17 protein-coding genes are annotated in these 20,428 nt (G+C 72.5%); 10 read left to right on the top strand and 7 right to left on the bottom strand.

The window, feature by feature from the left end; genetic code table 11:
* The first annotated feature begins 54 nt into the window (after positions 1–54).
* From FED44_RS22880 to FED44_RS22870, 3 genes are all read left to right on the top strand, one after another.
* On the top strand, positions 55–1,650 hold the full coding sequence (locus FED44_RS22880) for a tetratricopeptide repeat protein (protein WP_111700849.1): 1,596 nt from the start codon (positions 55–57) through the stop codon (positions 1,648–1,650).
* Between the two features lie 9 nt (positions 1,651–1,659).
* Positions 1,660–2,226, top strand: a complete 567-nt coding sequence (locus FED44_RS22875; protein WP_244302163.1) for a GNAT family N-acetyltransferase — start codon at positions 1,660–1,662, stop codon at positions 2,224–2,226.
* A gap of 151 nt (positions 2,227–2,377) precedes the next feature.
* Entirely contained in the window at positions 2,378–4,381 is a 2,004-nt protein-coding gene (locus FED44_RS22870; protein WP_138461986.1) for a tetratricopeptide repeat protein, read from the top strand.
* A gap of 22 nt (positions 4,382–4,403) precedes the next feature.
* On the opposite strand, the gene FED44_RS22865 is transcribed toward FED44_RS22870, so the two are convergent.
* Positions 4,404–4,865 carry an NUDIX hydrolase gene (locus FED44_RS22865; protein WP_279633906.1) on the bottom strand — a complete coding sequence of 154 codons (462 nt, stop codon included), beginning with the start codon at positions 4,863–4,865 and terminating at the stop codon, positions 4,404–4,406.
* 74 nt (positions 4,866–4,939) lie between these two features.
* Here FED44_RS22865 and purU point away from each other — a divergent pair, with 74 nt between their 5' ends.
* Positions 4,940–5,788 (top strand): formyltetrahydrofolate deformylase, encoded by an 849-nt coding sequence (gene purU, locus FED44_RS22860; RefSeq protein ID WP_111700847.1) that lies wholly within the window; start codon positions 4,940–4,942, stop codon positions 5,786–5,788.
* Here the strand turns inward: purU and FED44_RS22855 are convergent.
* A complete protein-coding gene (locus FED44_RS22855) occupies positions 5,785–7,848 on the bottom strand; it encodes a prolyl oligopeptidase family serine peptidase (protein WP_138461985.1) in 2,064 nt (687 codons plus the stop codon). The two genes, purU and FED44_RS22855, sit on opposite strands and share 4 nt — an antisense overlap.
* A gap of 301 nt (positions 7,849–8,149) precedes the next feature.
* Between FED44_RS22855 and FED44_RS22850 the strand changes: the two genes are divergently transcribed.
* From FED44_RS22850 to FED44_RS22835, 4 genes are all read left to right on the top strand, one after another.
* Positions 8,150–8,659: an HNH endonuclease gene (locus tag FED44_RS22850; protein WP_111700845.1), complete on the top strand. Its 510-nt coding sequence runs from the start codon at positions 8,150–8,152 to the stop codon at positions 8,657–8,659.
* A 7-nt stretch (positions 8,660–8,666) separates the two neighbouring features.
* A complete protein-coding gene (locus FED44_RS22845; RefSeq protein ID WP_138461984.1) occupies positions 8,667–9,485 on the top strand; it encodes a GNAT family N-acetyltransferase in 819 nt (272 codons plus the stop codon).
* Between the two features lie 36 nt (positions 9,486–9,521).
* On the top strand, positions 9,522–9,737 hold the full coding sequence (locus FED44_RS22840; RefSeq protein ID WP_111700843.1) for an FmdB family zinc ribbon protein: 216 nt from the start codon (positions 9,522–9,524) through the stop codon (positions 9,735–9,737).
* A gap of 493 nt (positions 9,738–10,230) precedes the next feature.
* The gene (locus FED44_RS22835; protein WP_117409529.1) at positions 10,231–11,793 is read left to right on the top strand and encodes an alpha/beta hydrolase domain-containing protein; all 1,563 of its coding nucleotides are present in this window, start codon (positions 10,231–10,233) and stop codon (positions 11,791–11,793) included.
* Positions 11,794–11,969: 176 nt separating this feature from the next.
* Here FED44_RS22835 and FED44_RS22830 read toward each other — a convergent pair whose 3' ends face one another.
* On the bottom strand, positions 11,970–12,464 hold the full coding sequence (locus tag FED44_RS22830) for a helix-turn-helix transcriptional regulator (protein ID WP_117409530.1): 495 nt from the start codon (positions 12,462–12,464) through the stop codon (positions 11,970–11,972).
* Between the two features lie 163 nt (positions 12,465–12,627).
* On the opposite strand from FED44_RS22830, the gene pip reads away from it, so the two are divergent.
* A complete protein-coding gene (gene pip, locus FED44_RS22825; RefSeq protein ID WP_117409531.1) occupies positions 12,628–13,587 on the top strand; it encodes a prolyl aminopeptidase in 960 nt (319 codons plus the stop codon).
* Positions 13,588–13,621: 34 nt separating this feature from the next.
* On the opposite strand, the gene ilvD is transcribed toward pip, so the two are convergent.
* A complete protein-coding gene (ilvD, locus tag FED44_RS22820; protein ID WP_138461983.1) occupies positions 13,622–15,460 on the bottom strand; it encodes a dihydroxy-acid dehydratase in 1,839 nt (612 codons plus the stop codon).
* A gap of 98 nt (positions 15,461–15,558) precedes the next feature.
* A complete protein-coding gene (locus tag FED44_RS22815) occupies positions 15,559–16,260 on the bottom strand; it encodes a nuclease-related domain-containing protein (protein ID WP_244302161.1) in 702 nt (233 codons plus the stop codon).
* 273 nt (positions 16,261–16,533) lie between these two features.
* Here FED44_RS22815 and FED44_RS22810 point away from each other — a divergent pair, with 273 nt between their 5' ends.
* Complete coding sequence (locus FED44_RS22810; protein ID WP_117409534.1) at positions 16,534–17,961, top strand: amidase; 1,428 nt, start codon at positions 16,534–16,536, stop codon at positions 17,959–17,961.
* 3 nt (positions 17,962–17,964) lie between these two features.
* On the opposite strand, the gene FED44_RS22805 is transcribed toward FED44_RS22810, so the two are convergent.
* A complete protein-coding gene (locus FED44_RS22805; protein ID WP_138461982.1) occupies positions 17,965–18,933 on the bottom strand; it encodes a hypothetical protein in 969 nt (322 codons plus the stop codon).
* A 9-nt stretch (positions 18,934–18,942) separates the two neighbouring features.
* Complete coding sequence (locus FED44_RS22800) at positions 18,943–20,427, bottom strand: DUF2207 family protein (protein ID WP_138461981.1); 1,485 nt, start codon at positions 20,425–20,427, stop codon at positions 18,943–18,945.
* Position 20,428: the final 1 nt, after the last annotated feature.

Below are 20,428 nucleotides of genomic sequence, written 5' to 3'. Positions count from 1 at the left end.
TGATCGGTCAAACACGCGGCTGCGAGTGCGGCCGGCCATGAGAGAGGGGCCGGGATGTCCGGCAGGCAACACAGGGAGACGGAGATCGCGCGCCAGGTCCGGGCGCGCGGCCTGGCCGCGGGGTACACCCTGGCCCAGATCGCCGCGCAGATCTACGAGGCCTGCGGGCAGCGGTTCGGCACGACGCGGATCAAGGCCCACCGCCTCTCGCACGGCGTGGCGCTGGCCGACGTCATCGAACAGGTACGCGCCCTGTTCGAGAGGGACGGCAAGCCGGTGCCCGGCATCGGCGAGACACTACTGTCCGCGTACGAGTCGGGCATGAAGCGGCCCGGCCCGGAGTACCTCCACTATCTGTGCTCGGTCTACCGCGTCGAACCCCTCGCTCTGGGCTACGACGGCCCGTGCATCTGCGGACACGGGCACGAGGTCCTCGTGGACGCCGCGTTCGAAGACGCCAGACCACACATTTCACCCGCTCCGTGGGCAGGGCCGGCGTCGCCGGCCTCGCCGGACAACTGCACCCCTTCGTTGGACGGGGGCGAGGAGGACGAGAACGTGCTTAGGAGGACGCTGTTGAGGCTCCTTGCCGGCGGCACCGTGAGCGCGGCCGGCCTGAACGAGCTCAACGAGGAGGTGCTCGGCGCCGTGGAGAACCTCAGGCGGCGGATGGACGAGACCATGGTGAGGGCCACCGTCTCCCCGGCGATGCTCGACCAGTGGGAGCAGGCCACCTCGGGGTTCGGCCGGCAGTACATGAACACGCCGCCGGTACGGCTGCTCTGCGACGTGATGCTGGAGTTCGCCGCCGTGCGCAAGGCGCTGAACCACCGTCAGCCCGTCGACGTGCAGGAGCGGCTGTGCCGGATGTCCGCCCAGCTTGCCGGGCTGTCCGGAATGCTCATGATCGATCTGGGTGACCAGCGGCTGGCCCGCTCGTTCTTCCGGACCGGCCGGATGGCGGCCGACGAGACCGGCGACCGCGCCCTGCGCGCCTGGGTGACCGCCCGGGAGTCGCTGGTCCCGCTGTACTACGGCGACCCCCGTGAGGCGCTGACGCTCGCCAAGAAGAGCCGCGACCTGGCCGGTACGACTCCGTGTGCGGCGCGCACCATGGCGCCGGTGGTCGAGGCGAGGGCGCTGGCGAAGATCGCCGGCCTCGGCGGGTCGCGGCACGACGTGGTGGAGCAGGCCAAGCGGGCGCTGCACCGGGCCAGGACGGCCTTCGCGCAGATGAACGACAGCGACCGGGAGAACCCGGCCTTCGGCTACACCGAGCGGCAGCTCTACTTCTACCAGGGCGACGTCCTGGTGCGGCTGGGGCAGACCGTGGAGGCCGACGTGGTCCTGGAGAAGGCGCTCTCCCAGTATTCGGACGACGATCTGCTCGACCAGACCCTGATCCGGTTCGACCGGGCGCTGTGCCGGCTGATCGAAGGCGACGTCGACGCCGCGCTCCAGCTGGGCCGCGCCGCGATCGAGATGGTCGACAAGGACCACCGGACCGACCTCCTGCTCAAGCCCGGATACGACCTGGAGAAGGCGGTGCGGGCCAAGCACGGTGACTCGCCCGAGCTCAAGGAGTTCCGGGAGATGCTCGCGGAGAGCCGGGTGGGGATCCCCAAGGGCCTGATAAAGGACGTCGGGTGAGGAGGATGAGTGGCAGAAGACGCGCCGGCGGGTGACCTGGAGCGCGACGCCCTAAGGGAAGGCGCCGAGAGCGAGGCCGCGCCTCTGCGGATCCGGCGGTACCGGTGGTCGGACCTCGACGCCGTGTGGTCCCTCCACCAGATCGGCCTCGCCCAGGTGGGTGTCGTGCCGGGTGACGGCGTCTACTACGACGACGACTTCCCCCGGATCACCGAGGTCTACCTGGCCGCCGGGGGCGATTTCCTCGTCGGAGAGGTGGCCGGGGCGGAGCTCGTCGCCATGGGGGGCCTGCGGCGCGTCGACGACCACACGGCCGAGATGTGCCGGCTCCGGGTCCATCCCGCCCACCAGCGGCGTGGCTACGGTGCGCGGATGACGGAGGAGCTCGAGGAGCGCGCCCGCCGCCTCGGCTACTCCCGGCTGCTCGGCGACACCACACTGCGGCAGGTCGCCGCGCTGGAGCTCTACCGTAAATCCGGATGGCGGGAGTTGCGGCGCGAAGCCCGAGGCGACAATGTAGTGATTTATATAGAGAAGCAGTTGGGCGGCGTTGTTTCCCAGCTTTTCCCGCGATAGATAATGCTTACATCTCTTGGCGGATAGCTGATCACTGCGAATACTTGTGCCTTGTCCACAAGAGTGGGGAAAGAGGCATGATGAAGAAGATCATTATCCGCAAACCGGGAACGACGAAGCTCAGCGGCACGTCGAGCGTTATTCACAAGGGGTGAGGCGCCGCCCGAACCACATCTGGGTCCGGGGAGACCTCGCCCGGGACCGCGTGGCGGCGCTCCGCGCACTGGAGACGCCTCCCCCTCTGGAGCCCGTCGTCAACGGGCACCGCCGGCTACGCGGTCCGTACACGATCGGCGGCGCGCTCCTGCGCGCCCTCGTTCCGGCCGCCTTGGAGCGTTCCCCGGACCTGGTGGCGGACCACGACATCGAGATCCGCGCGGTCGCGCCCAGCCTGCGCCCGCTGGTGCCGGCCCGCCGTCAGACCATCGAGGCCCGCCTTCCCGAGGACGAGCGGATCCTCGTGCCCGCGCCGCGCCGCACGCTCAGGATCGCCAACGGGATCGCGGAGTTCGTCCGCGACCATCTCGCGGAGCCGCGCACGCTGCTGGCGGACAACCTGCACGAGGCCGATCCGGCGGACCGGGAGCTGCTGGGCGTCCTCGCCCGCCGGGTGCCCGGTCTCACCCTGGCCCTGGGCTCCGCCGAGCCCGCGTGGGAGGGCATGCGACCGGTGGAGGTGCTACCCCTGGACGGGCCGCCGGACGACTACCTGGCCTCGGACTGCACGTCCGACGACCCCCGCGCCTACCGGGCGTATCTGGCGCTGGCGCCGGAGGAGCGGGCGCGACGGCACGACCTGAGGGCGGCGGAGCTCAGCGCCGGCGCCGAGTCGGCGGAGAGCGCCCTCGGCGCGGTGCCGTACCACCTGGAGCACGGCGGCGACCCGGACGCCGCCACGCGGGCGCTGTGGGCGGCGGTGGACCACTGCGTCGCCGAGGGCTTCCTGCACGCGGTCGTGGAGCTGGGCTCGCGCGGGCTGCGGCTCTGCGAGCCGGGGTCCGGCCTGTGGTGGCGCTTCGCCCACCGCACCGCGACCGCCCTGGCCGGCCTCGGACGGCGCGCGCAGGCGCAGGAGCTGTACGACCAGGCGCGGAGGGGCAGCGTCGATCCGGTCGTCCACGCCGCCGCGGCGTACGGCACGGCGATGCTGGACGCCCGGGACCGCGACCCGGCGCGACGCGACCTGACGAGGGCCAGGGCCTGGATCAACGAGGCGATCGCGATCTCGACGCTGCTGCCCGACCGGCGGGAGCGGGCGTTCAAGCTCGGCTTCGACCAGAACGGCCGGGCGCTCGTCGAACTGCGCGAGGGGCGGCTCCGCGAGGCGCTCGGCCTGGTCGAGTCGGCCCTCGACCTGGCCGGGCGCGACCTCCCCCCGGACGCCCATCCCCAGCACCGGATGGTGCTGCACGCCAACCGCGCGCAGCTCCTCGCGCGCCTGGGCCGCCGGCGGGAGGCGCTGGCCGACTTCGACGTGGCCATCGGGATCGACCCGGTCTTCCCCGACCACTACCTGGACCGGGGAAACCTGCTGCTGGAGATGGGGCGGACCGAGGCGGCGCTGGCCGACTACGAGACCGCGATGCGGGTCAGCCCGCCGCTGCCCGAGGCGTACTACAACCGGGCGGAGCTGCGTCTCGCCGCCGGGGATCTGGAGGGCGCGCGGGCCGACCTCGGCCATGTGCTCGACCTCGACCCCGGCTGTCTCGACGCGTACGTCAACCGGGCCGGGATCCTGGAGATGCTCGGGGAGCACGAGGCCGCCAGGCGGGACGTCGAGGCGGGGCTGGCCCTGGACCCCGGAAACGCGCACCTGCACGGCGTGCTGGGGCAGCTCGAGACGGCGGCCGGACGGTACGCCGAGGCGCGGCTGGCGTTCGACGCGGCGCTGGCCGCGGACGCCCGCCTGGCCTCGGCCTGGGCCAACCGGGCGACCCTGCGCTTCGAGACCGGCGACTCCCCGGGAGCGGTCGAGGACCTGACCCGGGCGATCGAGCTGGGGGAGGACGCCGCCCTCTACTTCAACCGCGCGACGGCCCTGGACGCGCTCGGCCGCGGCCGCGAGGCACTGCTCGACCTCCGCCGCGCGCTGGCCTTGGCCCCCGGCGACCCCGACGTACGCGCGGCGCTGGAGCGCCACGAGAAGGAGAGCTGACCCCGGGCCGCGGCCGGGTGGGTCAGGGCGCGACGGCGAGCAGGCGGTCGATGATCCCGGGCAGCTCCAGCGGATCGAGCGGCTCGGGCAGCGCGGAGAGGGCGGCGATCTCGTGCCAGGCCAGTCCCAGGAGGGCGCCGCTCTCCTCCTCGGTCAGCTCGGCCGAGGCCACCGGCGGCGCCGTGCCGAACCGGGCGAGGTAGAAGCGCTCGGTCTTCACGTAGTGCCTGCCGAGCCAGTGGAAGTCCCGGTGGACCGGCACCCACCGGTCCAGTACGGCGTCGCCGGGCAGGCCGGTCTCCTCCCACAGCTCCCGGCGGGCCGCCTGGAGCGGCGACTCGCCGGGCTCGATGCCGCCGCCCGGGGGCTCCCAGAACGTCCGGCCGGCGAGCGGGTCGTGCCAGCGCATCAGCAGCACCCGCGAGCGGTCGTCCACGCACACCACCCGCGCGGCCGGCCGGTCGTCCGTCATCGCCGTGTCCACGCGCCCGCACCCTCCAAGTGACTGCCCCTACCCTGGAACCCGGTACCGACTTCCCTCTGAGGATCTGACTGAGCATGAGCGCTGATTACGTGCTGACCCTGTCCTGCCCGGACCGGCCCGGAGTGGTCGCGGCCGTGTCGGGGCTGCTGGCCCGCCGGGGCTGCAACATCATCGAGAGCCAGCAGTTCGGCGACCCCGTCGCGGAGCGGTTCTTCATGCGGGTGCAGTTCGCCGGCGAGCCCGCGATCGACGAGCTGCGGGCGGAGTTCGCCGCGCTCGCCCCCGAGTTCGCCATGGACTTCCAGCTCTTCGACCTCGCGGCGCGGACGCGGGCGCTGGTGCTGGTCAGCCGGTTCGACCACTGCCTCAACGACCTGCTCTACCGGGTGCGCTCGGGCCTGCTGCCGATCGAGATCGTCGGAGTCGCGTCGAACCATCCCGACCTGCGCCCGCTCACCCAGTCGTACGGGGTGGACTACCACCACCTGCCGGTCACGCCGGAGACCAAGCCGCGGCAGGAGGCGGAGATCCTCACCCTCGTCGACCACTACCAGGCCGACGTGGTCGTGCTGGCGCGTTACATGCAGGTGCTCTCCGAGGAGATGTGCGCCAAGCTGTCCGGCCGGATGATCAACATCCACCACTCGTTCCTCCCATCCTTTAAGGGCGCCAAGCCGTACCACCAGGCGTACTCGCGCGGGGTGAAGCTGATCGGCGCCACGGCGCACTACGTGACGCCCGTCCTGGACGAGGGACCGATCATCGAGCAGGAGGTCGCGCGGGTGAACCACACCCACTCCCCGGAGGACCTCGCCGCGATCGGCCGCGACCTCGAATGCCAGGCGCTGGCCCGGGCCGTCCGCTGGCACGCCGAGCACCGCGTGCTGCTGGACGGCCACAAGACCGTCATCTTCCCGCGTTAGGACACCTTCAGGCCGGTGTGCCGGGCCAGGAACGCGAGCTGGTCGGCCACGAGCTCGACCGACCTGCTCACCGCCCTGGCGCCGTGCCCGACCTCGGTCTCGTTACGCAGCAGGATCGGCCGGTCGCCCGCCTGGGCGTGCTGCAGGGCCGCGGCCGTCTTCCAGGCGTGCAGGGGGTGGACCCGGGTGTCGGAGCCGAACACCGCGAACAGCGTGGCCGGGTACGACACCCCCTCCCGCACGTGGTGGTACGGCGAGTAGCTCCACAGCCAGGCGAACTCCTCCGGCACGTCGGCCGAGCCGTACTCGACGTTCCAGGTCGCCCCGAGGCCGAACTTCTCGTAGCGGATCATGTCGAGCAGGGGGGCCGAGCAGACGACGGCCGCGTACAGGTCGGGGCGCTGGGTGAGCGCCGCGCCGACGAGCAGGCCGCCGTTGGAGCCGCCGGAGATGGCGAGCCGGTCCTTGCTGGTCACGCCGGTGGCGATGAGGTGCTCGGCCGCGGCGTGCAGGTCGTCGAAGACGTTCTGCTTCTTGCCCAGCATCCCGTCCCGGTGCCACTGCTCGCCTTCCTCGCCGCCGCCGCGCAGCTGGGCGACGGCGTACACGCCGCCCGCCTCGACCCAGGCGAGGGTGGTGGCCGAGAAGCCGGGGTTCATCGGCACGCCGAAGCCGCCGTAGCCGTACAGGATCGTGGGACGGGGCCCGGAGCCGGGCCGCGAGGTTACCAGCATGCGCACCTCGGTGCCGTCCTTGGACCGGTAGACGACCTGTTCGGTCGTCGCCTCGGGCACCTCCACCGAGCCCGGGGGCGCCTCCCAGAGCGTCGTCTCGCCGGTGAGCGCGTCGTACCGGAAGACCGCGGTGGGGGTGATGTCGTCGGTGTAGCTGAACCAGGCCTCGTGGCCGCCCTCGGGACGTTCCAGGATCCCGCCGACGGACCCCAGGCCCGGCAGCGGGACGTCGCCGATCCGCTCGCCGGTCTCCAGGGCGTGGAGGGAGATCTCGCCGATCGCGTGCCGCGTCCACCCGACGAGCAGGACGGGCTCCGGCATGCCGTCGAGGATGGCGAAGTCGGACAGCACCGCCTCGGGGTCCTCGGGGATGAGGTCGCGCCAGTGCTCCGGGCCCGGCGTCTCGGGGGAGGTGACGCAGACGCGCCCGCGCGAGGCGCCGAGGTCGGTGAAGACGTAGAGCCGGCCGTCGCGGCCGAAGTGGACCCCGGTCTGGGCGTCGACGTCCTGCTGGACGACGACCAGTTCCGGCGCCTCCGGCGAGGAGGCGGCGAGGTCGGCCACCCACAGGTCGTTGCGCGGCGCGGTGCCGCGCGACGCGGAGATCGACAGGCGGCGGCCGTCGAGGGAGACCGACACCCCGTAGTAGTTGGTCTTCTCCAGGCCCTCGCCGAAGATCATCACATCGTCGTCGGGGGACGTGCCGACGCGGTGCAGGTAGATGCGCCGGTGGAACTGCTCCTCACCGGCCGGGACCTCCGACGGCGCGAGCCTGCGCACGTAGTAGTACGCCTCGCCGCCGGGAATCCAGGCGACGGGGGAGTAGCGGCAGCGGTCGATCGGCCCCTCGACCGGCTCCCCGGTCGCCACGTCGACGACGTACAGGCGCGACTCCTCGTCGCCGCCCACGGAGATCTGGTACGCGAGCCGGTTGCCCTCCTTGTCCGGCTGGTAGGAGTCGAGGGTGGTCAGCCCCGAGGGGTCGAGGACCGTGGGATCGAGCAGGACGCGCTCGCCGGCCTCGTCGGCGACGTACAGGACCGGGTGCTCCTGCTCCGGTGAGCGGCGGGTGAAGAAGCGGCGCTCGCCGCGCCAGGACGGCGTGCCGACCGATCCCGACCGCAGCAGCTCGGCCACCCGGCCGCGGAAGTGGTCGCGTCCCTCCAGCTCGGCGGAGCGGAACAGGGTCTCCTGCGCGTCCAGCCACTCCTTGACCTCCGGGTCGTCCGGATCCTCCAGCCAGCGGTAGGGATCGGGAACCGGCGTTCCGTGAAGGTCGTCGACGATGTCGTCACGGCGGGCGGACGGGTACTGCGGTCGGCTCATGCTGGCACTTTAAATCAGGTGAGGGACTGGGGCGGTACATCGGCCGTACCCGGCCAAGACTGGAGTAAAGGGATGATCGGCTGGGCATAGAAGCAGCAGGCGTTCCCGCCGTTCACTTCATGGACCCCGGTTATGGGGTGGCGGAGGGGCCGTCGAGAAGGCCACACTTTGGTGAAGGGCGGTGCCGTGGTGACGATCCGCTGGGCCGTCCGGCGGAGGTCCCTGTGACGGAAGCATCCGGGTCCCAACCAGCGGGGCCACAACCCAGGCGCACAGCCGAGGCTGCTGCGGAGGTCGGCTGATGCGCCAAGTCCTGCTTTTGAACGCCACGTACGAGCCGCTGACCACACTCTCCCTGCACCGGGCGGTCATCCTGGTGCTGAGAGAGAAGGCGGACGTCATCCACCGGGACGGCCGGGGAGCGGTGCTCCGCTCGGCCACCCGGACGCTCGACGTCCCCTCGGTGATCCGGCTGCGGCGCTATGTCCGCATCCCGTACCGGACGCGTATCCCGCTCACCCGGGCCGCGCTGATGCGACGGGACAACTTCCGCTGCGCCTACTGCGGCCAGCGGGCCGAGACGATCGACCACGTGATCCCGCGCTCCAAGGGAGGCCCCCACACCTGGGAGAACTGCGTCGCCTCGTGCATGCCGTGCAACCACCGCAAGGCCGACCGGCTGCTGGAGGAGCTGGGGTGGGCGCTGCGCGTGGCCCCGGCGGTGCCGCACGGCGCGCACTGGCGGCTCATCGGCGCGCAACTCGACGGAGACCCGCAGTGGGCGCCCTACCTGGTGGAGACGGCGGCGTAACCGCGTCATGACGTGGACGATCACCTCCGGGGTGGAGGAGTACGCCGCGGCGGCCGAGCCCTGGCTGTTGCGCGATCCCGTCCGCAACACGGTCGTGCTGACCGTGCTGCGCGGGATCCGCACCGGCCAGTTCGCCGAGGACCTCCTCATGGGCTGGCTGACCGACGAGGAGGGCGCGGTCGCCGGCGCCTTCTGTCACACGCCGCCTCGGCCGCTGCTGCTCGGGGACGTGCCGCCCGGCGCGCTCCCCGCGCTGGCGGCCGCGCTCATCGAGCGGGACCGGGAGATCGCGGGCGTGACGGGTCCGGTCGTCGCCGCGGAGACCTTCGCCGGGGCGTGGTGGCGCCCGGCGACGGGCCGCACGTCCCAGCGCCTCTACCGGCTCGGCGCCCTGCGCCCCCCTTCCGCGAGGGGAAAGGCCAGGATCGCCGGGCAGGACGACCTGCCCCTCGCCGTACGGTTCTTCCGGGAGTTCCAGGAGGAGGCGCACGTCGATCGCGGCGCCGATCCCACGCCGGTCGTCGCCGTCCGCCTCAACCGGGACGAACTGCTGTGGTGGGAGGACGACGACAGGCCGGTGTCGATCGCCGGGGTCTCCGCCCCGATCGCCGGCATGTCCCGGATCGGGCCCGTCTACACCCCGCCCGGCCTGCGCGGCCGCGGGTACGGCAGCGCCGTCACCCACGCGGCCACCAGGAAGGCCCTCGACGAGGGGGCCACCGAGGTGCTGCTGTTCACCGACCTGGGCAACCCGACGTCGAACTCCATCTACCAGCGGCTCGGCTACCGGCCCGTCGCGGACTACGTCACCGTCCACTTCGAGTGAGGCGCTGCCTCCTCGGATCGGCCGTACTCTGGACGCATGCCTCGCTATGACTACCGTTGCCGCGCGTGCGGATCGACGTTCGAGCTCAACCGCCCCATGGCCGAGGCCGGCGACCCGGCGGTCTGCCCCTCCGGCCACGACGACACCGTGAAGCTGCTGTCCACCATCGCCGTCACCGGCAAGGCGTCCGGGGCTCCCGCCGCGCGCCCCGCGGGCGGCGGCTGCTGCGGTGGAGGGTGCTGCGGGGGATGACCCCCGAGCCGGACCCGCTTCGGATCGGGTCCCGGCGGTACGGACGGCCCGCGGGCGTGTGGAAGACACGCCCGCGGGCCGTCCGCGTTCCACGGCTGAGCGGTGAGCGGGCTCTGCCGTCGAACTCCGCTTTGTCCATGCTGAGACGAACTTTTGACTCTCAAACATAAAGTTCGTGTTAATCAAGACTATCTTTCGACTTTCCTGGAAGTTAGTCTCTGCCTCAGAGACACCCCCGGCGCGGGCGCTCCGCCCGCGCAGCCTCTCTCTCAGCGAGGTGACGTTCTTGCATGCCCTCCTTCCTCCTCTTCGGAACGTCCGCAGAAGCCTGATCGCGCTGGGCTTGGCCGGCGCCCTGACCATCCCCCTCTGCGCTCCGGCGAGCGCGACAGGCCCCGGCGGGACGCCCGGCGGACCACCTGGCGGACCATCCGCGGGCGGCCCCGCCGCTCCCCGCCCGTCCACGGCGACCGGCGAGAGCGTCGCGAACCCGGTGCTCACGGGACCGATCGCGAACACCTCCCCGGTCGGGAGCCCCCAGCACGGGTATCCGTTCCTCGCCACCGACGTCGACCTCAGGTCGGCGGGCTACGTCGAGCAGGAGTTCTTCGTCTCGGGCACGGCGACGAGCTACGCGACACGCGGCACCGGCACCGCGACCGTGGTCAGCACCGGCAACCCGTACCGCACCCGCATCGTCGTGCGCCGCCCGGCCGACGCCCGCGCGTTCAACGGCGTCGTGATCGCCGAGTGGTACAACGTCAGCAACCAGTGGGACCAGGAGGTCGACTGGTTCCAGTCCCACGAGCACCTGATCCGGGAGGGGTACGCCTGGGTCGGCGTCTCCGCGCAGCGCGCCGGAGTGCACTCCGCGACCGGGCTCAAGGCGTGGAGCCCGGCCCGTTACGGAACGCTGGACGTGACCGCGGGCGGGACGGTCGGCGACGACAGCCTGTCCTACGACATCTTCAGCCAGGCCGTGAAGGCGGTCCGCAGCCCCACGGGCAAGAAGGGCCCGCTCGGCGAGCTTCCCCGGCCGCGATACGTGATCGCGACCGGCCACTCGCAGTCGGCCGGCCGTCTGGCGAACTACTACAACGCCGTCCAGCCGCTCGCGAACGTCCTCGACGCGGTCGTGCTGCACGGAGGCGGGGGCGTGCTGCGCACCGACCTGCCGACGCCGGTGTTCCGCGTCAACTCCGAGGGCGACGTGAGCGGCGGCATCCTGCCGGCGGCCGCCCGCGCCCAGGCCGACTCGGCGATCCTGCGCAGCTGGGAGGTGGCCGGGGCGTCGCACGGCGACTGGAAGCTCATCCGGGACTATGGTCCGCTGCGCAAGCGGGACATCGGCAGCTATCCCGGTGGTTACCCGGGCGAGCCGCAGACGTGCGCACTGCCCTCGCTGTCCCGCATCCCCCAGCACATGGTGCAGAACGCCGTGTACGACCACACCCTCGCCTGGATCGCCTACGGCGTGCAGCCTCCGGCGGCACCCAAGATCCAGATGACGGAAACGGCTCCGCCGGCGATCGCACGGGACTCCCTCGGCCTCGCGCTCGGCGGCATCCGCCTCGCGCAGCAGGAGGCGCCGCTGCGGATCAACACCGGCACCAACACCGGCCCGGGCTTCTGCTTCCTCGACGGCAGCTCCCTGCCGCTGACCGGCGCGCAACTCGCGCAGCTCTACCCGGCCACGCGGTCGTACGCCGACAAGGTGGTGGCGACCACGCTCGCCGATGTCGCAGCCGGCTACATCTCGCGGTCGTTCACCCGCGATCCCGCCTGGTACTCCGAGATCCGCGACCTCGTCGGCGAGTACGTCGCCTCCGGCGCCATCACCGAGGCGGTCGGGGCGAGCCTGGAGGACCGTCTCCGGCACGCCGAGCGGGCCGGCCTCGCGGGCGACGAGCCCCCCGCGATCGCCCACCTGCGACAGCTCGCCGATCGGGCGGGCAAGCAGATCGAGGACGCCGCGGCGCGGGACGGCGTGCTGCGGGTGACCCAGGCGCTCGTCGACCTCCTCACCGAGGCCCGGAAGCTGGACCAGCGGCACTAGGCCGCGGTCTCCCGCCGTAGCGGCTCGCCGCAGGCCGGAGACACGGAACGGGACACGGTTCGGAAGCGAGTAGCCGGACGGGTCCGCAGGCGTGCCGCCCACGCCTGCGGACCCGTCCGCTACGGCATCGGCCCGCTACGGCATCGGCCCGCTACCGCATCGGGGGAAGGAGCGGGTCAGGCGGCCGTCGGGCGCCTCACCCGCGGCCGGCGTTGGAACGGCAGGTAACGCTGCGGCAGGTGCGCGCGGGCCGGCAGGTCGGTGGGCTCGACCGCCAGGATCCGGTCGAAGCGGAACGCCCTGATCGACCGCCTGAGGCGGCACCAGCCGACCAGGTACCAGAACTCGCCGTGGACCATGCAGGTCACCGGCTCGACGTCGCGGACCGACAGCCGGCCCCCGGCGTCGTGGTACTGGATGCGGATCACCAGGCGTGCGGTGATCGCGTTGGCCACCGCCCGCATCCGGCGGGCGACGTCGGTGGGGAGCGGGGTCGTCAGTGTGGTGAGGGTCGTGGCGATGACGTCGTCGTCCAGTTCGAGGTGCTGGAACGCGTGGCGCAGGCCGCGCCGGGCGGTGACCGACTGGGGGCCGGCTCCGAGGTGAGCGAGGGAAAGGGCGAGGGCGGCGAGTTCCTCGGCGGTCAGCGTGTGCCGAATGACGTTGGCCATACTTCGACAATAATCATCAGCACCGACATTTTCCCGAACGGATGCTCGGAACAGCGGACAGGTTCACCTGACCTCGCGGCCACCTTCTCCTGACCCTGCCGCATGCCGCCGCGACCGCCTTAACCGCTTTCCGGTCCGGGCCGCCGGCTGTAGTTTCTCCGTCGTGCATCCTCCGATCGAGCCCTACGACCACGGGCACCTGGACACCGGCGACGGTCACCTCGTCTACTGGGAGGTCTGCGGGAACCCCGAGGGCAAGCCCGCGCTCGTCGTCCACGGCGGTCCCGGCTCGGGCTGCACGCCCCGCCAGCGGCGGGCCTTCGACCCCGGACGCTACCGGATCGTTCTCTTCGACCAGCGCAACTGCGGCCGGAGCCTGCCCCACGCGAGCGACCCGGCGACCGACCTCACGACGAACACCACCCACCACCTCGTCGCCGACATGGAGCGACTGCGCGAGCACCTCGGCGTCGACCGGTGGCTGCTCTACGGCGGGTCCTGGGGTTCCACGCTCATCCTCGCCTACGCCGAGGCCCATCCGGAGCGGGTGTCGGAGATCGTCCTCGCCGGTGTCACCATGACCCGCCGCTCCGAGATCGACTGGTTGTACCGGGGCGTCCGCCGCTTCCTCCCCGAGCAGTGGCAGCGCTTCCGGGCCGGCGTCCCCGAGGACCGGCGCGACGGCGACCTGCTCGCCGCCTACGCGCGGCTGTTGTCCGATCCCGACCCGGACGTACGGGCCAGGGCGGCGCACGCCTGGACGGCGTGGGAGGACGCGGTGATCGCGCACGAGGTCAACGGCGCGCCGAACGCCTACAGCGACCGGCCTTCCCCCGCTCTGCAGGCCTTCGCCAGGATCTGCGCACACTACTTCTCCAACGCCGCCTGGCTGGAGGAGGGTGTCCTGCTCCGCGACGCGCACCGGCTGGCGGGCATCCCCGGAGTGCTCGTCCACGGCCGCCTCGACCTCGGCGGTCCGCTGGAGACCGCCTGGCAACTCGCCCGGGCCTGGCCGGACGCGCGTCTCGTCGTGGTGGACGACTCGGGCCACACCGGCAGCGACGCGATGCGCCGGGAGATCCGGGCGGCGCTGGACCGATTCGGAGCCGCGCCGCCCGGCTGACGACCGGCGCCGGGCCCGGTGAACGGTGTCGCGGTCAGCGCGACAACTGGGTCAGGTCGCGGGACGCGCCGGTCGAGGCGGAGGTGGTGAGCGCCGCGTACGCCTGCAGCGCGGCCGAGACCGTCCGCTGCCGGTCGCGCGGCCGGTAGCCGCCGAGGTCGGCCAGCAGCCGCTCGCGGCGGGCGGCCAGCACGTCCTCAGCCACCTTGAGCTCGATCGAGCGGCCCGGGATGTCGATCTCGATGAGGTCGCCGTCCTCGACCAGGGCCATCGTGCCGCCCTCGGCCGCCTCGGGGGAGGCGTGGCCGATGGACAGGCCGGACGTGCCGCCGGAGAAGCGGCCGTCGGTGACCAGGGCACACGCCTTGCCCAGGCCGCGGCCCTTCAGGAAGCTCGTCGGGTAGAGCATCTCCTGCATCCCGGGGCCGCCCTTGGGGCCCTCGTAGCGGATGACGACCACGTCACCGGGCTTCACCCGGTTGCCGAGGATGCCCTCGACGGCGTCCTCCTGCGACTCGAACACGACGGCGGGGCCGGAGAAGCGCCAGATCGACTCGTCGACTCCGGCCGTCTTGACGACGCAGCCGTCCTGGGCGAGGTTCCCGTACAGCACGGCGAGCCCGCCGTCCCGGGTGTAGGCGTGGTCGAGGTCGCGGATGCAGCCCTCGGCGCGGTCGAGGTCGAGGGAGTCCCAGCGGGCGCTCTGGGAGTAGGCCTTGACCGTCCGCACGTTGCCGGGCGCCGCGTGCCACAGCTCCAGGGCCTCCTCGGTGACCTCCGGAGACTTCGGGTCCCACTTGGCGATGTACTCGGCCATGGAGGAGGAGGACACGGTCGGCAGGTCGCGGTGGATCAGGCCGGCCCGGTCCAGTTCGCCGAGGATGCCGGGAATGCCGCCCGCCCGGTGCACGTCCTCGACGTGATACTTGGCCGTCGCAGGGGCGACCTTGCACAGGCACGGCACCCGCAGCGACAGCTCGTTGATCTCCTTGAGCCCGAAGTCGACGCCCGCTTCACGCGCGGCGGCCAGGATGTGGAGGATCGTGTTGGTCGATCCGCCCATGGCGACGTCGAGCGCCATCGCGTTCTCGAACGCCTCGCGGGTGGCGATGCTGCGCGGGAGGACCGACTCGTCGTCCTCCTCGTAGTAGCGCCGGGCGAGGTCGACGATCCCCCGGCCGGCGTTCTCGAACAGGGTCTTGCGGGCCGTGTGGGTCGCCAGCGTGGTGCCGTTGCCGGGCAGGGCCAGGCCGATCGCCTCGGCGAGGCAGTTCATCGAGTTGGCGGTGAACATGCCGCTGCAGGACCCGCAGGTCGGGCAGGCGTTCTCCTCCATCTCCAGCAGGTCGGCGTCCGACACGCTCGTGTCGGCGGAGGCGATCATCGGGTCGATCAGGTCGAGCTTGCGGCCCGGGACCTTGCCGGCCTCCATCGGGCCGCCGGACACGAAGATCGTGGGGATGTTGAGCCGGAAGGCGGCGAGCAGCATCCCGGGAGTGATCTTGTCGCAGTTGGAGACGCAGACCAGCGCGTCGGCGCAGTGGGCGTTGACCATGTACTCCACCGCGTCGGCGATGAGCTCGCGGGACGGCAGCGAGTAGAGCATGCCGCCGTGGCCCATCGCGATGCCGTCGTCCACGGCGATCGTGTTGAACTCGCGCGGGATCGCGCCCGCCTCGCGGACCGCGCCCGCCACCACCTCGGCGACCTCGCGCAGGTGCACGTGGCCGGGCACGAACTGGGTGAAGCTGTTGGCGACGGCGACGATCGGCTTGCCGAGGTCGCTGCCCGCTACGCCCGTGGCCCTGAGCAGCGCGCGGGCGCCGGCCATGTTCCTGCCGTGGGTGACAGTGCGGGACCTGAGAGCGGGCATCGAGGGACCCCCATCCGGAGACGTCTGAGTCTTCAAATGGTACGGCCAGTGCCCGGCTGCCGAGACCCGGTGTCCACCTCCCGGGACGGCGCGCCGTCCTACTCCGGGTAACGCGCGGGCAGCACGCGCTCGGCGGCGCGGTAGATCGCGTCGATCTCGGCGGTGGTGAGCGACCTCTCCCGCTTGGTGATCCACTTGCGGACCAGCCCGCCGGAGAAGACGTCGACGTCCCGGATGTTGAGGATCCGCCAGGGGATCGCCGGCCCGTAGATGGCCAGGGACGGCACCACGGTGATCTCCCGGCCGAGCGCCTTGCTGATCAGGTCGCTGGCCTGGGCCGCCTCCCACCGGGCCTCGTCGAGGCGGGGCTTGCGGTTGAAGGGCCCGTGGAAGAGCTTGCGGTGCGTCTGGACCCGTACGGGCAGCCGCTTGTCCCACTTCTCCGAGTCCACCGCGTACACGCCGGTGGGCCCGACGACGAGATGGTCGATCTGCGCCTCGCTGCCGGGGATGGCCCGGGCGTGCAGCGTCAGGTAGCCGTTCCGCTCCAGCTTCTTGAGCTGGGCCTCGGTGCGGCGCTCCGCCGCCGAGGCCCGCCGCCAGGCGGGAACCGTGGACATGGTGCGCGCGCGGTAGACGGCGTCGGCCGCCCACGCGAGGATGGCCGCGGTGAGCCCGATCCGCCAGCCGCCCAGCAGAACGCCGAACACCACCCCCGCGGCGGCCGCGATCAGGGCGCGCCGGCGCAGGTGCCGGTATCTCGGGTCCTGCAGCAGGCCGCGGAGCGACGCCCGCTCCACCGGAGCGTACTCGGGGGGCGCGGCCGCCTCGGGCGGCGCCGAAGGGCGTTCCGCCTGCTCCGACGATTGGTCACCGACCCAGATGGGTGACGTATCGTGACCGTCTTCTGGCCTTAGACCGGTATCCACATCACTCACGGTAGTTGAGTCGTCTACAGCTTGCCTAGTGTTGAATGGTTCATACTTTTGTTGCGTGCATGAGCTGATTTGAAGCTCAGAAGGCCGGGTATCTTCTCTAGATATCCCCGGCCGGGCGGCCTACGGTTCGGAAGCGTGGCGCACATTCACGACCTTACCGCCCTTGAGCAGGCGGCAGCCGTACGAACGGGTGAACTCTCCCCCGTCGAGATCGTCGAGCACTACCTGGAGCGGATCGAACGGCTCGACCCCGGGGTGGGGGCGTTCGTCACGGTGACCGCCCAGCGGGCCCTCGACCAGGCCCGCGACCAGGAGGCCAGGATCGCCGCGGGGGACGCCGGCGACCACCCGCCGCTGCTGGGCGTGCCCGTTCCGATCAAGGACCTCAACTTCGTCAAGGACGTGCCGCTCTACTTCGGATCGGCCACCTACGAGGGGTTCGTCTCTCCGGTGGACGACAGCGTGGTCGAGCGGCTGCGGGAGGCCGGGACGGTCATGCTGGGCAAGACCAGCACCCCGGAGTTCGGCCTGCCCTGCTACACCGAGACCTACGTGAGCGAGCCCGCCCGCACCCCGTGGGACACCGGGCGCTCCGCGGGCGGGTCGAGCGGAGGCGCCGCGGCCGCCGTAGCGGCCGGTCTCGCGCCCGTCGCCCACGGCAGCGACGGCGCGGGGTCGATCCGCATCCCCGCCTCCGTCTGCGGCCTGTACGGCATCAAGCCCAGCCGGGGCCGGATCTCCTTCGCCCCGATCGTCCCTGACCTGGCGGGGCTGTCCACCAACGGGCCGCTGGCCCGGAACGTCGCCGACGCCGCGGCGCTGCTCGACGCGATGGCCCACCACAACCCCGGCGACCTCTACCACGCGCCGCCGCCCGCGCTCGGGTCGTTCTCGGCCTACGTGGGGCGCGACCCGGGCCGGCTGCGGATCGCCAGGTTCGCCGAGCCCGCCGTGCCCGGCGCGGAGGTCCACCCCGACGTGCTCGCCGCGTACGAGAGCGCCTCGGCGGCGCTGGAGGCGCTCGGCCACGAGGTGGAGGAGATCGCGCCGCCGTTCGGCCCGGACATCGTGCCCGAGTTCGTCAAGCTGTGGTTCAGCTTCTCGTGCATCCACCCCGTCTCGAAGGAGCTCGAACCGAAGCTGCGCCCGCTCACCGCCTGGCTGCGCGAGCGGGGCCACGCGCTCTCGGCGCCCGAGTTCCTGCACGCGCAGTCGGCGCTCCAGCTCGCCACCCGCTTCGCGATGCTCGTCACCGACACCTACGACGCGGTGCTGTCGCCGACCGTGACCCAGCCGCCCGCGCCGGTGGGCTGGTTCGAGGACGTCGACTCCCCGGAGGAGACGTTCGAGCGGATGAAGCGGTTCGCGCCGTTCGCCGCCATCTACAACGTGAGCGGCCAGCCCGCGGTCAACCTGCCGCTCCACTGGACGCCCGACGGCCTGCCCATCGGCGTCATGCTGGCCGGCAGGTACGGCGACGAGGGCACCCTCATCTCGCTGTCGTCGCAGGTGGAGGCGTCCGTCGGCGGTTTCTGGGGCGACCGCAGGCCGGCCATGTGGTGACGCCTAACGCAGCAGCTCCACCACGTGCGCGGAGACGTCGGCGAGCAGCGTGGCGGGGCGCACCGGCACCGCCGCCACGGCGGAGATCAGGGCGGGCAGCCCCGGCAGCGGGAAGCCGTCGTCCGCGGTGACCGCGTGCGCCGCGTCGTGCTTGGCCAGCGCGGCCCGGCTGCGGTCCCACGCCTCCAGCGTCTCCTCCGGCGACGGCACGCCGAACCCGTGGCCGACCGGGGCGGCGTGGCGAAGCCGTACGAGCGGGGTGTCGGCGAAGGCCAGCGCGACGCGGCAGCGCGCCGCCAGGTCGCCGGGGTCCGGCACCCAGTCGAGGGCCCGGCAGGGGGTGCGGCACCGGCCCGCGCAGGTGCCGAGCGCCCCGGCCACCTGGCTGTGCTGCCGGTCGAAGTAGGCCCGCCAGCCCGTGGGCGGCTCCACCGCCACCCGCAGCGTCCGCTCGGCCGCCGACCGCTCGGCCCTGGTGTGGTCGCACTCGCGGTCGGCCATGGCCCCGAACCTGCTGCCGGGGGCGCGCAGGCCCTCCGGCCAGCGGGCGGGGTCGCCCGCGTGCCCGAGCGCGGGCTCGAAGGCCAGCAGCGGGAGATACTCGCCGCAGATGTGCACGGCCGCGATCATCGAGCTCAGCTCGCGCCGCCGCCAGCGGGCCTCGATCACCTCCAGGAGCAGCGCGTACGCCGGACGCAGCGAGTCGAGCGCGCCCCGCGGCTGCTCCCTCGGCGTCTGCGGCATGTGGCAGGCGCGGGCACGGCGGCGCAGGTCGGCGGGCACGGTCTGGGCGTCGATCTCGGCCGCGAAGTCCTCGGCGTCGAGCGTGAGCAGCCGCTGGCCGAACTCGCAGACCGACGCCACCCGGGCCGCCCGCTCGTTCTCCCCGAGCACGGCCGGCGCGAGCGCGCCGACGTCGCCGAACGAGTACCTCCGGGCCAGGGCGATCAACAGGTCTCGGGCTGAGTGCACCCGACGACCCTACTCATGACGCCGGTGGCGGTATGGGCGGGTCTGATCAGTGGACCGCAGGGGCGCGGGATCGGGCAGGACCGGCACCTCGCCCAGGTTCTCCGGCGCGTCCAGCAGGTGCTCGCCGGTGTCGTCGTAGGAGGCGGCGTTCCGGAGGCGCGAGCCCTCGATCACCTCGATCCGCCTGATCCAGCCGGTCCTGCGGCCCGCCTCGGCCCGCACCCGGTCGCCCTCGCGCAGGGGCTCCCACATGTCCCCGCCCAGGCACATCGCCCTGACCTCGCGGGCCCTGACCTCGGGGGCACGTCCCTCGTCGATCGCGCACCAGTAGGTCCATTTGGCGTTGTCGCCGCCCTTGCCGCCGTCCCGGAAGCGCCGCAACCGTACGATCTGGCCCTCCACGGTGACCGGGCCGGTCAGGTCGGAGAGCGCGAACAGGATCGGCGGCCCGGCCACCGCCAGGCCCGCGAGGAGGGCGGCGGGCACGACGAGTCCGCGCGGCCACACGTCGAAGGCGGAGGCGGCCACCAGGAGCATCCAGGCGAAGAAGCCCGCGAACCAGCCGGCCGCGAGGCCCCGCACGACGACAGAGCCCGGCGGCCGGCCCCACAGCAGGCGGGACGGATAGCGGACGTCGACGACGTGCCACATGCCGCCGTAGTCGGACCACGCGCGGCTGTCGTCGGCGGGGGTGCTGACCGGCAGGCTCGTGACGGCCCGCGGCGCCAGCCCGAGCGCGGCGGCGTACGCGAGGTGGCGGCCCCAGATCGTGACGGAGGCGGCGGGCTGCTCGGCGAACCGCCCGGTCGTCCCCAGGTGCGCGCGGACGCCGAGCCAGTGGGCGGCGGCCCTGGCCCCCTCGGCCGTGCCGCGCTCGCCGTTGAGCCGGCCCATGAGCGCCAGGAGACCGGCGAAGGAGACGACCGCCGCGCCGATCCCGGCCTCGTGGTCCTTGTCGGAGATGTTCGCCGCGACGCCGATCGCCGCCGCCGGCAGCGCCGCCGCGACGGTGAGGAGCGCCGCGTGCGCCCTGCTCCAGCGCGCCCGGGACAGGCCCTGCTCCCGGGCCTCGGCGATCACCTTCCGGCGGAAGCTCTTCCACCACCGGCCGAGGTCGCGCGAGCCCTCGGCCAGCGCGCCCGTGGCCACCACCCCGTCGACGGCCAGCGCGCGGACGTGGTCGTAGACGAGCCGCTCGTACGGGCGCAGGCCGCCCGGTTCGCCCCGCGTCCGGACGAGCGACAGCTCCGGCCCGATCTCCTCGACGCCGACGACGCCCCTCGCGGCGAGGTCCAGCAGGGTCGCCGAGGCCGCCTCGTCGCACAGCCGCCAGCCGCCGGTGATCAGGTCGACCACCGCGGGGGACTGGGGGGCGAGATTCGCGGTGGCCGGTCCCGCCTCGACGTCCGGGTTCCTCGTCGCCGCGGCGAGCGCGAGCAGGAGCAGCAGCCAGAGGCCGGTCACCGCCGCGGCGGCCGTCCAGGCGGCGGCCATG

The organism is Microbispora triticiradicis (assembly GCF_005864065.1).
Classification (GTDB): domain Bacteria; phylum Actinomycetota; class Actinomycetes; order Streptosporangiales; family Streptosporangiaceae; genus Microbispora; species Microbispora triticiradicis.
Note: the sequence above shows the minus strand (reverse complement) of the source record. Positions and strands in the feature narration are given on the sequence as shown.

Coding starts and splice junctions, on each gene's coding strand:
- FED44_RS22880 (WP_111700849.1), top strand. CDS start 55: ATGTCCGGCAGGCAACACAGGGAGACGGAGATCGCGCGCCAGGTCCGG.
- purU (WP_111700847.1), top strand. CDS start 4,940: ATGAGCGCTGATTACGTGCTGACCCTGTCCTGCCCGGACCGGCCCGGA.
- FED44_RS22855 (WP_138461985.1), bottom strand. CDS start 7,848: ATGAGCCGACCGCAGTACCCGTCCGCCCGCCGTGACGACATCGTCGAC.
- FED44_RS22850 (WP_111700845.1), top strand. CDS start 8,150: ATGCGCCAAGTCCTGCTTTTGAACGCCACGTACGAGCCGCTGACCACA.
- FED44_RS22845 (WP_138461984.1), top strand. CDS start 8,667: ATGACGTGGACGATCACCTCCGGGGTGGAGGAGTACGCCGCGGCGGCC.
- FED44_RS22840 (WP_111700843.1), top strand. CDS start 9,522: ATGCCTCGCTATGACTACCGTTGCCGCGCGTGCGGATCGACGTTCGAG.
- FED44_RS22830 (WP_117409530.1), bottom strand. CDS start 12,464: ATGGCCAACGTCATTCGGCACACGCTGACCGCCGAGGAACTCGCCGCC.
- ilvD (WP_138461983.1), bottom strand. CDS start 15,460: ATGCCCGCTCTCAGGTCCCGCACTGTCACCCACGGCAGGAACATGGCC.
- FED44_RS22800 (WP_138461981.1), bottom strand. CDS start 20,427: ATGGCCGCCGCCTGGACGGCCGCCGCGGCGGTGACCGGCCTCTGGCTG.